This window comes from Flavobacterium sp. AED, from assembly GCF_000812945.1.
GTDB lineage: Bacteria > Bacteroidota > Bacteroidia > Flavobacteriales > Flavobacteriaceae > Flavobacterium.
The window spans coordinates 1-14,436 of the sequence record NZ_JSYM01000005.1 but is presented as its reverse complement, the minus strand read 5'-3'; the positions used below and the strand labels follow the sequence as shown (position 1 = coordinate 14,436).

The 14,436-nt window shown below is 32.7% G+C and carries 10 protein-coding genes; 6 read left to right on the top strand and 4 right to left on the bottom strand.

The window, feature by feature from the left end; all coding sequences use genetic code 11:
* Window positions 1-411 precede the first annotated feature (411 nt).
* From OA85_RS14430 to OA85_RS14415, 4 genes are all read left to right on the top strand, one after another.
* Complete coding sequence (locus tag OA85_RS14430) at window positions 412-3,894, top strand: PAS domain S-box protein (protein WP_231557112.1); 3,483 nt, start codon at window positions 412-414, stop codon at window positions 3,892-3,894.
* 86 nt (window positions 3,895-3,980) lie between these two features.
* The gene (locus OA85_RS14425; protein ID WP_039110512.1) at window positions 3,981-4,832 is read left to right on the top strand and encodes a neutral zinc metallopeptidase; all 852 of its coding nucleotides are present in this window, start codon (window positions 3,981-3,983) and stop codon (window positions 4,830-4,832) included.
* Between the two features lie 195 nt (window positions 4,833-5,027).
* Window positions 5,028-6,317 (top strand): DEAD/DEAH box helicase, encoded by a 1,290-nt coding sequence (locus tag OA85_RS14420; RefSeq protein ID WP_039110511.1) that lies wholly within the window; start codon window positions 5,028-5,030, stop codon window positions 6,315-6,317.
* A 267-nt stretch (window positions 6,318-6,584) separates the two neighbouring features.
* The gene (locus OA85_RS14415) at window positions 6,585-7,271 is read left to right on the top strand and encodes a hypothetical protein (RefSeq protein WP_039110510.1); all 687 of its coding nucleotides are present in this window, start codon (window positions 6,585-6,587) and stop codon (window positions 7,269-7,271) included.
* A gap of 398 nt (window positions 7,272-7,669) precedes the next feature.
* On the opposite strand, the gene OA85_RS14410 is transcribed toward OA85_RS14415, so the two are convergent.
* Together OA85_RS14410 and OA85_RS14405 are read right to left on the bottom strand one after the other, a co-directional pair.
* The gene (locus OA85_RS14410; protein WP_039110509.1) at window positions 7,670-8,368 is read right to left on the bottom strand and encodes a pseudouridine synthase; all 699 of its coding nucleotides are present in this window, start codon (window positions 8,366-8,368) and stop codon (window positions 7,670-7,672) included.
* 193 nt (window positions 8,369-8,561) lie between these two features.
* On the bottom strand, window positions 8,562-10,097 hold the full coding sequence (locus OA85_RS14405; RefSeq protein WP_039110508.1) for a YifB family Mg chelatase-like AAA ATPase: 1,536 nt from the start codon (window positions 10,095-10,097) through the stop codon (window positions 8,562-8,564).
* Between the two features lie 91 nt (window positions 10,098-10,188).
* Here OA85_RS14405 and OA85_RS14400 point away from each other — a divergent pair, with 91 nt between their 5' ends.
* Both OA85_RS14400 and OA85_RS14395 read left to right on the top strand, forming a co-directional pair.
* Window positions 10,189-10,566 carry a PH domain-containing protein gene (locus tag OA85_RS14400; protein WP_039110507.1) on the top strand — a complete coding sequence of 126 codons (378 nt, stop codon included), beginning with the start codon at window positions 10,189-10,191 and terminating at the stop codon, window positions 10,564-10,566.
* 355 nt (window positions 10,567-10,921) lie between these two features.
* A complete protein-coding gene (locus OA85_RS14395; protein WP_039110506.1) occupies window positions 10,922-12,247 on the top strand; it encodes an ammonium transporter in 1,326 nt (441 codons plus the stop codon).
* A gap of 266 nt (window positions 12,248-12,513) precedes the next feature.
* On the opposite strand, the gene OA85_RS14390 is transcribed toward OA85_RS14395, so the two are convergent.
* The gene (locus tag OA85_RS14390) at window positions 12,514-13,908 is read right to left on the bottom strand and encodes an HYR domain-containing protein (RefSeq protein WP_039110505.1); all 1,395 of its coding nucleotides are present in this window, start codon (window positions 13,906-13,908) and stop codon (window positions 12,514-12,516) included.
* 186 nt (window positions 13,909-14,094) lie between these two features.
* On the bottom strand, window positions 14,095-14,436 hold a 342-nt coding region (locus OA85_RS17515), incomplete at its 5' end, for a hypothetical protein (protein ID WP_039110503.1).

Below are 14,436 nucleotides of genomic sequence, written 5' to 3'. Positions count from 1 at the left end.
TTTATTTTTTTGTTGGTCTACAATTTTTTTAAAATCAAAAAAAAATTAAACAGCACTTTTATAGAAAAAAACCACTACAGTGATTCAAAAAATAAAGAATATCAAATCTATCTTTTATTTTTAGGAATTATACTACCCATCATAGAAATTAATTTTGAACTTTTTGACATAAGACCAAAGAGCTTATTAATTACAAACGGTCTTATTGGTTTATCTTTATTGATTATGTATTTTATTAGTACAAAATCTATCTATGTTTTAAAAAATATTAAGCATTTTTTCATTGTAGTTTTTATATTATATTTTGGTTTAATTTGTAGAAATTTAATTTTCACCCCTTCAGACATTATTCCAATTATAGCCTTTATAGTCACTTTTTTCTTTTCCTATAGTGTTCTAAAACCTTTAAAATTGTATTGGTTTTTTGTTCTATTTGTTATTCTTTATTTGACTACAGTTACCTTTTTTGAATTAATTCCATTTAAAACAAGTATTCTATTATTCAATTATTCCCTTATAACATTCATTATAAACTACATTCGATATGTATCATCATTAAAAATCAAGGACAAATTTCGTTTTAATGATCAAATTATAAATAAGGGAAATTCTCTTATTATTGCTACAAATAGAAAGGGAGAGGTTTCGTTTTGTAGTGAAACTATTACTTCAATTTTAGGATATTCCATTAATGAAGTTTTGGGGTTAGGATATTGGGAACTTACTGAAGACACCGAATTTTTTGGCGAAGCATACCAAACTGATTTCAATGAAGAAGCAATGTTTATAAGGAAACTTAAATGCAAAAATGGAGAATACAAATACATCCAGTGGAAAGATAAAAAGTTTACCGATGATCTAATTATAGGGATTGGACAAGATGTAACGAATGAAGTTCAAATTCAGAATCAATATAAAAATTTAATTCAAACCGCTACTGATATAATTTTTGAAGTAGATGATGATGGCAATTTTATATTTATTAATGACTTTACCATTAAAATTTTAGGTTACGCAGAGGAAGAAATTTTAACTAGAAATTATTCTGAATTTATTCGAGCTGATTATATCGATGAAATGATGCAATTTTATCAAAACTTAGAAGAAAACGAAAATGATTTCCCTACAATCGAAATTCCTTTATTAAAAAAGAATGGAGAAATAATGTGGATTTCCCAAAAGGTAATTATTCGCAGAAATGATTCTAATATAATAGTAGGTTACTCCGGTATTGCAAGAGATATAACAAAGCTTAAAAATATTGAAACCGAAAGCAAAATACGTCAAGAAAAAACGGAAGAGTATAACAAAACAATTAAAAAATTATCTACTACGAATTTTAGCAGTTATAGCAATTTAGAAATTAGCATAAAATTAATACTTGAAGCTGCAGCAAAAGCTTCAAAATGCAATCGGGTTGGCTACTGGAAATATACTGATGATTCCATTAGTTGTGAGGATTTATACCATTTAGATACAAATGAATTTGGCACTGGAAATCTTTTGAAAAGAGAAAAATTTCCTATTTATTTTGAATCCATAAAAAGTAAAAAACAAATTTGTGCACCAGATGTTTTTAATGAAAAGGATATTTCAGAATTCACAGAAAACTATTTTTTGAAAAACAATATCAAGTCATTGCTTGATATCCCCATTTTTACAAATGGTGAATTATTTGGAACCATTAGCTTTGAAACTACTGGAACTATTAGAAATTGGGATAATGAAGACATCAATTTTGCCCGAACAATATCTGATATTATTTCCTTAGCTATAGCATCGCAACTGAGACATCAAACGGATAAAAAATTAGAATATAAAAGTGATCTTTTATCGGCAATGGCACTTTGCACCGATAAATTTTTAAATAGTAAAGATATTAATGCTATTTTTTCGGATGTTCTTATAATCATGGGTAAAGCCACTAAATCGCATCGTGCCTATTATTATGAAAATGATGCAAATACAGGGTTAATAAACCAAAAATACCGTTGGATAATTAACAATATTAAATTAACTGAAAATAATATCAAGCTTCAAAATTTACCTCATGCCTATTTTGAGGAATTATTAACGCCACTTTTAAATAATAAAATTTTTGAAGCTGTTGTTCCAAAAATAAAAAATGAATCCTTGAGAACTAAACTATCTCATGTTGATGTAGTTTCATTAATTCTTTTTCCAATTTTTGTAAAAAACAAATTTCATGGATTTTTAGGATTTGATGACACCGAAAAAGAAAGAATATGGAGTGAAGATGAAGTCAATATTCTACAAACATTAGCAAAAAATATTGCTGCCTCGATTGAGCGAATCACAAATGAGACTGCAATCTATGAAAGTGAGGAAAAATTTCGATTATTAGCTAATAATATTCCGGGGACTGTTTATTTATCTAAATATGACAAATACGCCACTAAAATTTATATTAACGATGAAATTGAAAAGCTGACAGGCTATCCTAAATCAGATTTTCTTACTAAAAAACTGTCTTTCATTGATTTAATCCATCCCGAAGATAAAGAACGAACTTTGCTCGAGGAACAAGATGCTATAGAAAACGGAAGACCTATACATTCTATTTATCGAATTCATCATAAAAACAAGGAAATTATATGGGTAGAAGAATTTGGTGATGCTATTTATAAAGACGGAAAAATTGCATTCATCGAAGGTATTTTTATTGATATTACAGAGAGAAAACAAACCGAAACTTTTATAAAAGCAAAAGAATTAGCTGAAGCTTCCAACAAAGCAAAATCAGAATTTCTTGCAAATATGAGTCACGAAATTAGAACACCTTTAAATGGAATTATTGGTTTTACTGATTTATTGATGAAAACTAATTTGGGAAGAACACAGGAAAAATACATGACAACTGTAAATCAATCTGCTCATTCCTTGTTAGAAATCATAAATGACATTCTTGATTTTTCTAAAATAGAAGCCGGAAAACTAGATTTATTTATTGAAAAACATGATGTTAAGGAAATACTAAGCCAAATCATTGATTTAATTTTATATGAATCCAATCAAAAAAAATTAGGTTTAGAATTAAATATATTTCCAGATGTTCCTAAATATTTTTGGATTGACAGTGTTCGTTTGAAACAAATCCTTATCAATCTTTTAGCAAATGCAGTAAAATTTACAGAAAAAGGGAATATCAAATTAGATGTTTCTGTTATCGAAAAAACAGTTGTTTCCAGAGCAAAAATTCGTTTTGCTGTTACAGATACTGGAATTGGAATTTTAGAGGAAAACCAAAAGAAAATTTTTCAGGCATTTTCTCAGGAAGATAGTTCTACAACCAGAAAATTTGGCGGAACCGGTTTAGGTTTAACAATTTCAAATCAATTATTAGGTTTGATGGATAGTCAATTACAACTGAAAAGTATTATTAATACAGGAAGTACCTTTTATTTTGATTTAGATTTAGAGATTAGCGATGAAACGTTCGAAAATGAAATTGAGGCATTGATTGATAAAAAAGAGTCCCTTGCTAAGACCAATAAAATTCCTAAAAAAATAAAAATTATGATTGTTGAGGATAATAAAGTTAACATGTTATTGCTTAAAACAATAATTAAAAATTTATATTCTGATGTTATCATTTCTGAAGTTTTCAATGGTAAAGATGCTGTAGATCAGTTTGAAACCCTAAATCCTGATATTATTTTCATGGACATACAAATGCCGATAATGAATGGATACGAAGCAACTAATGAAATTCGTAATTTAAAAGCTGGTGAAAAAATTCCTATTATCGCAATAACTGCCGGTACTGAGAAAGATGAAAAAGACAAGTGTATCAATGCAGGAATGAATGATTATATTTCAAAACCAATAATAAAAGGAATTATTGAAGAGACACTTTCTAGATGGACAAATTAATTCTAGTGAAATTTGCTCTTATTTTTAAAAAATATTTTAAATTAGAGTCAGCTTTATAAAGGGATTAACTTAAAAAACATAAAATTATGAAATGGATAGGAAGACGTCAAAGTGACAATGTCGAAGATAGAAGAGGTATGTCGTCAGGAGGAAAGACCATTGTTGGTGGCGGAATAATAGGAATTATAATTTTATTATTAAATGTTTTTGGAGGAGAAAATGGTCAAATGCTAGCTCCTATTTTAGAACAAATGAATCAAGGACAAAGTGCTCCTACTGAACAGAGAGAATTATCTGTCGAGGAAAAAAAATTAGCTGAATTCCCTAAAACTGTTTTTGCTGATACCGAAGATATTTGGGGACAGATATTTAGTGAAAATAATATGACGTATAAAAATCCTGGAATGGTCTTATTTACTGGAGCTGTAGAAACAGCATGTGGAGGTGCATCATCAGCTTCTGGTCCTTTTTATTGCCCTGGAGATCAAAAAGTATATATGGATTTAGATTTTTTTAATGAATTACAAACTAAATTTGGAGCTAAAGGGGGGGATTTTGCAGTAGCCTATGTAATTGCACATGAAGTTGGACATCATGTACAAAATCTACTAGGAACTTCAAATAAAATGAGAGAAATGCAAGGAGGAAAAAGTGAGACAGAGGCCAATAAATTATCTGTAGCATTGGAGCTGCAAGCTGATTTTTATGCCGGAGTATGGGCAAAATACAATCAAGAAAATCTTGACATTGATGATATTGATGAAGCTTTAAGTGCTGCACAGGCTGTAGGAGATGATGCGATTCAAAGTAAAATGCAGGGACATATTGTACCCGAATCTTTTACACACGGTACTTCTGAACAGCGTAAATTTTGGTTTATGAAAGGATATAAAACTGGAGATATCAAACAAGGAGATACTTTTGCAGGGTTAGAATAATTGAATGATAATGCAAATTTCAATAGCAATATTAAAAACTTAAATACTGATGGTTTGTAACGGATTAAAAACAACGTACTATCTTTATTTAAACAAAATCAAGCAATCAAAAGCACATCGAAAAAATTAGCAGTACCTTTGCGCCCACTTAAAAAAGTAAACTAACTAATAGTGTTTACTTTATAAACACTATTTATGTCATTCAACTCATTAGGCTTATCTGATGCTTTATTAAAAGCCGTCAGCAAAAAAGGATATTCAACCCCTTCTCCAATTCAACAAAAAGCAATTCCACCCATTTTAGAAGGCAAAGATGTATTAGCCTCTGCACAGACAGGAACAGGAAAAACTGCCGGTTTTACACTACCCATATTACAATTATTATCGCAAGGTCAACAGTTGAGACAAAGACCTATTCGTGCCTTAATATTGACTCCAACAAGAGAATTAGCAGCACAAATATTGGCCAATATAAAAGAATACAGTGAATTCTTAGACATACGTAGTACCGTTATTTTTGGGGGCGTAAACCAGAATCCACAAGTTACCCAACTGCGTCAAGGTATCGATATTTTAGTCGCCACTCCAGGTCGATTAATCGATTTGCAAAATCAAGGTTTAATATCGCTTGCAAAAGTTGAAATCTTAGTTTTAGATGAAGCAGACCGCATGTTAGACATGGGTTTCGTACGAGACATTGAGCGCATTATAAAAGTATTACCTTCAAAAAGGCAAAACTTGATGTTTTCGGCAACCTTTTCAAAAGACATCAAGAAATTGGCCATGGGCATTTTGCACCATCCAGTTCACGTGGAAGCAACCCCGGAAAACACGACCGTAGATGCTATTATCCAAAAAGTATATCCTGTTGCAAAAGAGAAAAAAACAGAACTGATAATTAAATTGATTACGGAAGGAAACTGGAAACAGATTTTGGTTTTTACACGTACCAAACAAGGCGCCAACAAACTGACTGAAAGCATGATTAGTGCAGGAATCAAAGCAGCAGCGATTCACGGAAACAAAGGTCAAGGCGCAAGAACCAAAGCCTTAGCGGGTTTCAAAGACGGAAGCCTGACTGCTTTAGTGGCTACGGATATTGCAGCGCGAGGTTTGGATATACCATTATTACCACATGTTGTCAATTTTGAATTACCAAATATTCCTGAAGATTACGTTCACCGCATTGGTAGAACTGGTAGAGCCGGAGCAAGTGGAGAAGCTATTTCTTTATTTAGTCCAGACGAAACTATCTTTTTACGTGATATAGAAAAATTGGTAGGCTTGAAATTGCCAGTAGAAAATATTAAAGGTTTTGAGCCAGATCCTAACGCTTCAAAAGAACCAATCAAACAAGGGCAAGGAAGACAACAACGCAATTCAACTCCTAAGAAACCAAAAACTGACACTACAAACCGGAGCAGTAATAACAGTTTTGGTCCAAGACGCCCGAGTCAAAATAATGACCGACGTTCTAATAGATAATTAATTTTTATTATTTTTTAGGAGCAGAATATTTTCGTTTTTTTAGAACGTATTTCCCGCTATACATTACAAACCTAGTAAGAGCTGAAAGCCAGCTCTTACTAGGTTTTTAATTTCTATCGGGGCTATTTAGAGCGTTTTTACTTTCATAATACCATTTTGCAAATTAATTCCCAAATCTAAAATAGCCAGACGACTTGTAAGAAAAAAACAATATATTTGAAATAAAATAGTTTGACAGTTGTCATATTACACTAGAAAATAACTATGAAAAAATATACAAAATCTGGAAGAATGAATCCTTGTAAATTAGAAATTGATGATTTACAAGAACTGATTAAGATATTGAGAGAAAAAATTCCTAATTCAGAAAGAAAAGAAGATTTTGAAATAACCACAAATCTTAAAAATATCAATATAAACTCGAATAGTTTAGAAGATTTTTTGGCTCATAGAGAATTACCCAATAATTTTAATAGGTTATCACTAAGAAATATTAGTTGGAATGAAAATAGAATAGATAAAAGTATTCGAATTGAATTTACTGTAAACTTTATTGAACTAAATATTGATGGAATGGATGAAACTTGGGTTTTAGGTAAGTATACTCAAGTTTCAAATTTTCTAAAAAACAAAAAACCATGGTTTTGGGCCATAAACAAAATTTTTCCATATCTACTTGGTGTTATTCTAACAATTTCATTAATAGCTATTTCTACATTTATAAAAAATCAAGAAATAATTTACTCAATAAGTACAATAATCTTTTTAATTTCTACAATTTATGCAGGTATCTTAAATTTAAAAGGTACATTTTTACCTTATACACAGATTATAATAAATACCAAAAAATCTTTTTTAAATTTAGAAAATATAACATTACTTATTTCTTTATTGAGTTTATTAGTATCAATTATTGGAGGAATAATTATTCCTCTATTTCAAAAAAGTTGAACAACGAAAATGCCCCGCTACGCAAAGTCTCCAACTTTGAGTATGTGTTTCTCAGTCGCCAACTGACCTTAAAATTAAAATATTATAAAAACAAAATCGGTTAAAAACCGAAAGTCACTTCCTCAAAGTAGGAGACTTTGTGGAACGTTGTGATAAATATCTGAAATCAAAAAACGTTGATTCAAAATCTGAAATCTGCTCCTCTCTATACTGAAAACTATTGTTTCCAAATACAACAATAATTTAAAGCATTACTTTACAAATTACACCAATACTTTTTATCAATTAGTCCGATTTGTCAGTTCGAGCGCAGTCGAGAACCCGCTATACATCTCGACTGCGCTCGATGTGACAAAAAAATATTGGACTAAAATATAGTAATGAATGGTATCAGTATTCTATTCATAGGTATTCAAATCTAGATTAAGAATAGTACCTACTCTGCTAAACTCTTCATTAATCTTTGCATTCAGGATAAATTGTTCATTAGTTATAGGATGATTAAAAATTAACTGATGTGCATGAAGCATCATTCCTTTCAGTTCAAAATTCTCCAACCATAATTTATTTTGTTTGTTACAACCGTGTGGCCGACTTCCTAAAATGGGATGAAAAATATGTTTGAAATGTTTTCGTAATTGATGCATACGTCCGGTTTCAGGAATCGCTTCTACCAAACAATATCGTGACGTAGGTTTATTGTTAAATTCTAACTCAATTTCGGTACTTTGCAATCGATGAAAGTAGGTTATTGCATTTTGTATAATGCCATCATCATTGGTTAAATCATAATCAATCGTTAGTTCTTCGGGTGACCAACCCCGTAAAATTGCTAAATATTTTTTTTCGACTTCGCGTGTGGCAAAACGATCATTCATAATTTTTAAAACTTTTTTATCCAACGCAAATAACAAGACACCAGATGTTTTGCGATCTAACCGATGAATAGGATAAACGTGTTGCCCTCCTATTTGATTTCTCAATTCTTGAATAGCAAAAACTTTTGCATCGCGCGCATAAAATGATTTGTGGACCAACAATCCACTTGGCTTATTAATTGCTATAATATATTCGTCTTGGTAAAGAATTTCTAACATTTGGCAAAAATAAAAGAGATTTCTATTGAAATCTCTTTTTTGACTTATTTATTTCTATGCTTTTCTTTTTTCATTTTAGTTCGAAAACAAAGTCGGTTAAAAATAGAAAGTCACTTCCTCATAGTTGACGACTTTGTGGAGCGTTGTGATAAAGATCTGAAATCAAAAATAGTTGATCAAAAATCTGAAAATCTCAACCCAACCAACCATCACGATCCAAACTTCTATACTGAATGGCTTCAGCGATATGTCCAGAAACAACATGGGGAGCAGCATCCAAATCGGCTATCGTTCTGGCCACTTTCAAAATTCTGTCATATGCACGTGCCGAAAGATTTAATCGTTCCATAGCCGTTTTTAACAATTGTTTTGAAACATCATCAAGTGCACAATATTCTCTGATATGTTTCGTGTTCATTTGTGCATTATAATGTATATTTTCCATTTGCTCAAAACGACCTGATTGAATTTCACGAGCAGCAGTAACTCGCTTTCGAATGTCAACACTACTCTCTGCTTTTCTGTCATCTGATAATTTTTCGAAAGGAACAGGAGTAACTTCTATGTGAATATCAATTCGATCCAATAAAGGACCTGATATTTTACTCAAATATCGTTGCATCTCGTGTGGTGAAGAAGTTTGTGGCGAATCTGGATCATTGAAGAAACCACTTGGACTAGGATTCATACTTGCCACCAGCATAAAAGACGATGGATAAGTAACGGTAAACTTAGCTCTAGAAATAGTTACTTCTCGATCTTCCAATGGTTGACGCATCACTTCAAGAACATCCCGTTTAAATTCGGGTAATTCATCCAAAAATAAAACACCATTATGTGCCATAGAAATTTCACCTGGCTGTGGATAACTCCCCCCTCCCACTAAAGCCACATTCGAAATAGTATGATGCGGACTGCGAAACGGTCTTTGATTCATCAAGCCCACTTCTTTTAGTTTTCCAGCTACGCTATGAATTTTAGTCGTTTCTAATGCTTCACGCAAAGTCATGGGAGGCAAAATACTGGGTAAACGTTTGGCTAGCATTGTTTTTCCAGCACCAGGTGGACCAATCAAAATAATATTATGTCCTCCGGCTGCAGCAATTTCCATACACCGCTTAATACTCTCTTGTCCTTTGACATCTGAAAAATCAAATTCAGGAAAATCTAAATCTTTATAAAACTCAGCTCTAGTGTCTATTTTTGTTGGTTCCAAAGTCCCTTTCCCTTCAAAAAAATCAATGACTTCTTGTATGTTTTCAATTCCATAAACATCTAAACCAGCTACAATTGCCGCTTCTTTTACATTTTGTTTTGGGAGAAAAAAACCTTTAAAACCTTCCTCTTTAGCTTTTATCGCTATAGGTAAAGCTCCACGAATGGGTTGCAACCCTCCATCAAGAGAAAGTTCACCCATAATAATGTATTTATCAACATCATCTGCTTTGATTTGTCCAGATGCAACGAGAATCCCAATAGTCAAAGTCAAATCATAAGCTGATCCTTCCTTACGCAAATCGGCTGGAGCCATATTGATGGTAATTTTTTTACCAGGCATCGCATACCCATTATTTTTGAGTGCGGCAGCAATTCTATAACTACTCTCTTTTATGGCATTATCGGGTAATCCTACCAGGTGATATCCAATACCTTTATCAATATTTACTTCGACGGTAATCGTTGTTGCTTCGACTCCAAAAACGGCACTTCCAAAAACTTTAATCAGCATGTATGTTAATTTTGTATGAAAATTAGTAAAATATTGGCATTAATAACACTGAAATTAATTTATTTTTGAAAATTATAAATTCTAAAAAATTATGGGACTATTTAATGCCATTTTAGGCAACGCATCAGAAGTTAGTATTGAAAATGTTTCAAAAGAATTTGAACCTATTTTAATTGACGGTGAAATAATCGAGAAAGCATATAAAGTAATTAAAGACATGTTTATTTTCACCAATAAAAGGTTGATTTTGGTGGAGAAACAATTAGTTGGCACTAAAGTCGATTATATGTCAATTCCTTATTCTAGTATCAAAAAGTTTTCAAAAGAAAGTGCTGGAATACTGGACATGGATGCTGAATTAAAAATTTGGTTAAAAAGTGAAGACACACCAATCTCTAAACAATTTGGTAAGGGAGGAAACAATATCAATGAAGTCTATAAAATTTTAAGTGGACACATTTTAAAATAATAACTTCTAAAATTAAAAAAAACACCTAATACTTGTATTGTATCAGGTGTTTTTTTTATTCCTTATTTTTAACAGATTATCGATAAAATTGTTTATTATTGTGTGTAATAATCGAATAACTCCTATAATATTAAAAGACTGCTAATATATTATGATAAATTTAATAGTTTATAAGAATTGTTGTTTTTTAGAAAAACAACATTAATAAATCATTAAATTTAATGTTGAATTATCACATACCCACAAAATATAGGGGGGTAAAATGAAAAATCAATAAAAATAAAATATTATACTCTTTTTTAATAGGGGGTTTAAAATCATTTTATATTTTTATCGAAATTTAAAACTAAAAACTATGCGAAAGATTATTTTAAGTGTGATATTAATCACAATTCTAGTATTATCCATTTTTTCAATTCATCTATTTGTTGAATCATCAACATTAGGTGCACATGTTGTTGCATTAAAATTAGACACGGGAGATACAGCTTGGATGATAGTTGCTACCGCCCTTGTATTATTAATGACTCCGGGACTTGGATTCTTTTATGGCGGAATGGTAGGTAAAAAGAATGTTATTAGTACCGTATTACAAAGCTTTATGGCAATGGTTATAGTTACCGTTCTATGGGTTGTTGTTGGATTTGGATTATGTTTTGGACCATCAATAGGTGGACTTATAGGAAATCCTATGCCAAACTTATTTTTTCAAGGAGTAAGTGCTAACACTGCTTGGGAATTAGCTCCAACAATTCCAATGATTTTGTTTGCTTTATTTCAAGCTAAATTTGCAATTATTACACCAGCTTTAATAACAGGAGCTTTTGCAGAACGTGTTCGTTTCTGGGCTTACTTATTATTTATGGTTTTATTCATATTATTTGTTTACGCTCCTTTGTGTCACATGACATGGCATCCAGATGGATTGTTATTTGGATGGGGAGTATTGGATTTTGCCGGCGGAACTGTTGTACACATGAGTGCAGGATGGGCAGCTCTTGCTGGAGCTATGTTCTTAGGAAAAAGAAAAGTACAAAAATCAAATCCTGCTCGTATTACTTATGTATTATTAGGAACAGGTTTATTATGGTTCGGTTGGTTCGGTTTCAATGCTGGATCTGCTGTTGGAGCTGGAAGTCTTGCTGCTCAAGCTTTAGGAACTACTACAGTTGCTGCTGCTGCTGCTGCAATGGGTTGGGTATTTCTTGACAAAATCCTTGGACACAAACTTTCTGCAATGGGAGCTTGTATTGGTGCTGTTGTAGGTTTAGTAGCTATTACACCTGCTGCTGGATTCGTAAGCATTCCTCATGCAATGGCAATTGGTATTATTGCCAGTATTGTAAGTAACCTTGTAGTGAGTAAATTCCCTAAAGGAAAAATTGATGATGCTTTAGATGTATTTGCTTGTCACGGTGTTGGAGGTATGGTAGGTATGCTTTTAACTGGTGTATTTGCATCAAAATCTGTAAATGCGATTGTAGGAGATAACCAAGGTTTAATTTTTGGTGATGCTACTTTGTTTTTAATTCAATTAAAAGCATTAGTTCTTGTTTCTGTATTTGCATTTTCAGTATCCTATTTCCTTTTCTTTATTGTAAATAAAATTACTCCTTTAAGAGTTTCTGAAGAAAAAGAAGAATTAGGTTTAGATATTTCTCAACACGGAGAATACCTATAAATCATTTTTTATAAAATAAATTTAAACACTCTGAAAATTAGTTTTCAGAGTGTTTTTTTTATCCCAATTAAAACAAATAGAAATAAATTCTATAAGATGTTGCAATACAAATTATTGTTCTATAAAATTTATCAAATAACTAATAGAATAAAATTATAATTTCTATTTCTTCTCGAAACAGAATTCTAAGACATCCTGTCTCTATATAAATCAACTCCATCCCAATAAAAATTGAAATGGAGTTGATTTTAAATTCTGAATAAGTTTTACTGTTTAATCAAGTTGACCACTTTTTGGTTAATACCTTGTTTAATCAATACAAGATATTCACCTGATGGTAAATCTTCGCCAAATAAAATGGATTGTCCATTACTCTTTTCAATCCTTTTTACCATTCTGGCAAGCATGTCATATACTATTACTTCAACATTTTCATTGCTGTCCCCTTCCACAACTAAAGTAAACTGGTGATCGGTTGGGTTGGGATAGGCTTTTACATTGAATATAATAGGTTCTATAATTGTTTTATCAAGCTGTACCAATTTTGCATTAGATTTTGGTGCTATACAATCTGGCGTACATTTGCCCAAGAAGTCTCCATGATTAAGGTGCTCCTGCACTGCAGACTCATCGACGCAAATAGTTACGCATGGGTTCTTCGTGCTACCCGTTCTATGACAGATCGTAACTTTGGCGTTACCGCTATTTCCTGCAAAGCAGCGGACATCCTCAGCATCAACCTTTGCTGCCAATTCATATGAAGTTACATAAGAACATCCATTAGCATCTATTACTGTTGCAATGAATCTTGCATCTGCCAAAAGCGTCACATTTACTGAATAGCTACCATTGATTGGTATTGAAGTGGATGAGGCAGCCACTGTATTTGTTGCGGAAGTAATACCTGTTGATAAAACTGAATTTGTATTTGCTCCCGGATTCCATAACTCGTCGCCAGCTGAGTTAATAAAATCATAGATCATTTTACCATCAACACGAACAGCCGCAGGTGCTACTCCAGGGGTTATACCATTTACCATTGTAATTTTTATAGTGTACGGAGCGGTACCTCCAAATGGCGTTGCTGTGATTGTTGCAGTCTGATCACCTGCATAACCAAAGTAGAGTGTAGGTTTATTGGTAACGATAGTTGCAGAAAGGGTTGCAGCTCTTGTTACAATAAATGAACAACTCTTTGTGTTACCAGCGGCGTCAGTTGCCGTATAGGTAATAGTAGTGACTGTATTTGGAGCGAAAGTTGATCCTGAAACTGGCCCTGCAGTTTGTGCTATTGTTACAGCACAGTTATCATTTACAACAGGTGTTGACCATGTTGCTATAGATTGACAAGCAGACAATGTAATATTTACCGGACAAACTATTGTTGGAGCCGTCACATCTTTTGCCGTTAACACTACTGTTTTTACATCTGTAAGTCCAGCGCCATCTGTGGCAGTTACCAGTACATTGATAGTCCCGTTATGAGAAGATGAAACAACAGATCCAATTGAAGGAATCTGAGTAATTATCGTTCCTGTGCAATTATCCGTTGCAGTTCCTCTTACATCTGGAATTGTTACTGAACAACTGGCATTTAAATTTACATTCTGACTAGCCGCTGGTATAAGTACTGGCGCAATTACATCTTTTGCCGTTAACACTACTGTTTTTACATCTGTAAGTCCAGCAGCATCTGTAGCAGTTACCTGTACATTGATGGTTCCGTTGTGAGTTCTGTAAGTCCAGCAGCATCTGTGGCAGTTACCTGTACATTGATGCTTCCGTTATGGAAAGATGAAACAACAGATCCAATTGAAGGGCTCTGCGCTATTGTCGTTCCTGTGCAATTATCCAGCCGTTAACACTACTGTTTTTACATCTGTAAGTCCAGCGGCATCGGTAGCGGTTACCTGTACATTGATGCTTCCGTTATGGGAAGATGAGACCACTGAACCAACTGCTGGAATCTGTGCTATTGTCGTTCCTGTGCAATTATCCGTTGCGGTTCCTCTTACATCTGGAATCGTTACAGAACATGATCCGTCAAGGTTTACATCCTGATCCAATGCTACTGTGAGTACTGGAGCCGTCAAATCTTTAGCCGTTAACACAACTGTCTTAACATCTGTAAGACCAGCGGCATCGGTAGCAGTTACCTGTACATTGATGCTTCCGTTATGGGAAGATGA

Bases quoted from the DNA above. Each gene is read 5' to 3' on its own strand.
- OA85_RS14395 (WP_039110506.1), top strand. From the start codon at position 10,922: ATGCGAAAGATTATTTTAAGTGTGATATTAATCACAATTCTAGTATTA.
- OA85_RS14415 (WP_039110510.1), top strand. From the start codon at position 6,585: ATGAAAAAATATACAAAATCTGGAAGAATGAATCCTTGTAAATTAGAA.
- OA85_RS14400 (WP_039110507.1), top strand. From the start codon at position 10,189: ATGGGACTATTTAATGCCATTTTAGGCAACGCATCAGAAGTTAGTATT.
- OA85_RS14405 (WP_039110508.1), bottom strand. From the start codon at position 10,097: ATGCTGATTAAAGTTTTTGGAAGTGCCGTTTTTGGAGTCGAAGCAACA.
- OA85_RS14425 (WP_039110512.1), top strand. From the start codon at position 3,981: ATGAAATGGATAGGAAGACGTCAAAGTGACAATGTCGAAGATAGAAGA.
- OA85_RS14420 (WP_039110511.1), top strand. From the start codon at position 5,028: ATGTCATTCAACTCATTAGGCTTATCTGATGCTTTATTAAAAGCCGTC.
- OA85_RS14410 (WP_039110509.1), bottom strand. From the start codon at position 8,368: ATGTTAGAAATTCTTTACCAAGACGAATATATTATAGCAATTAATAAG.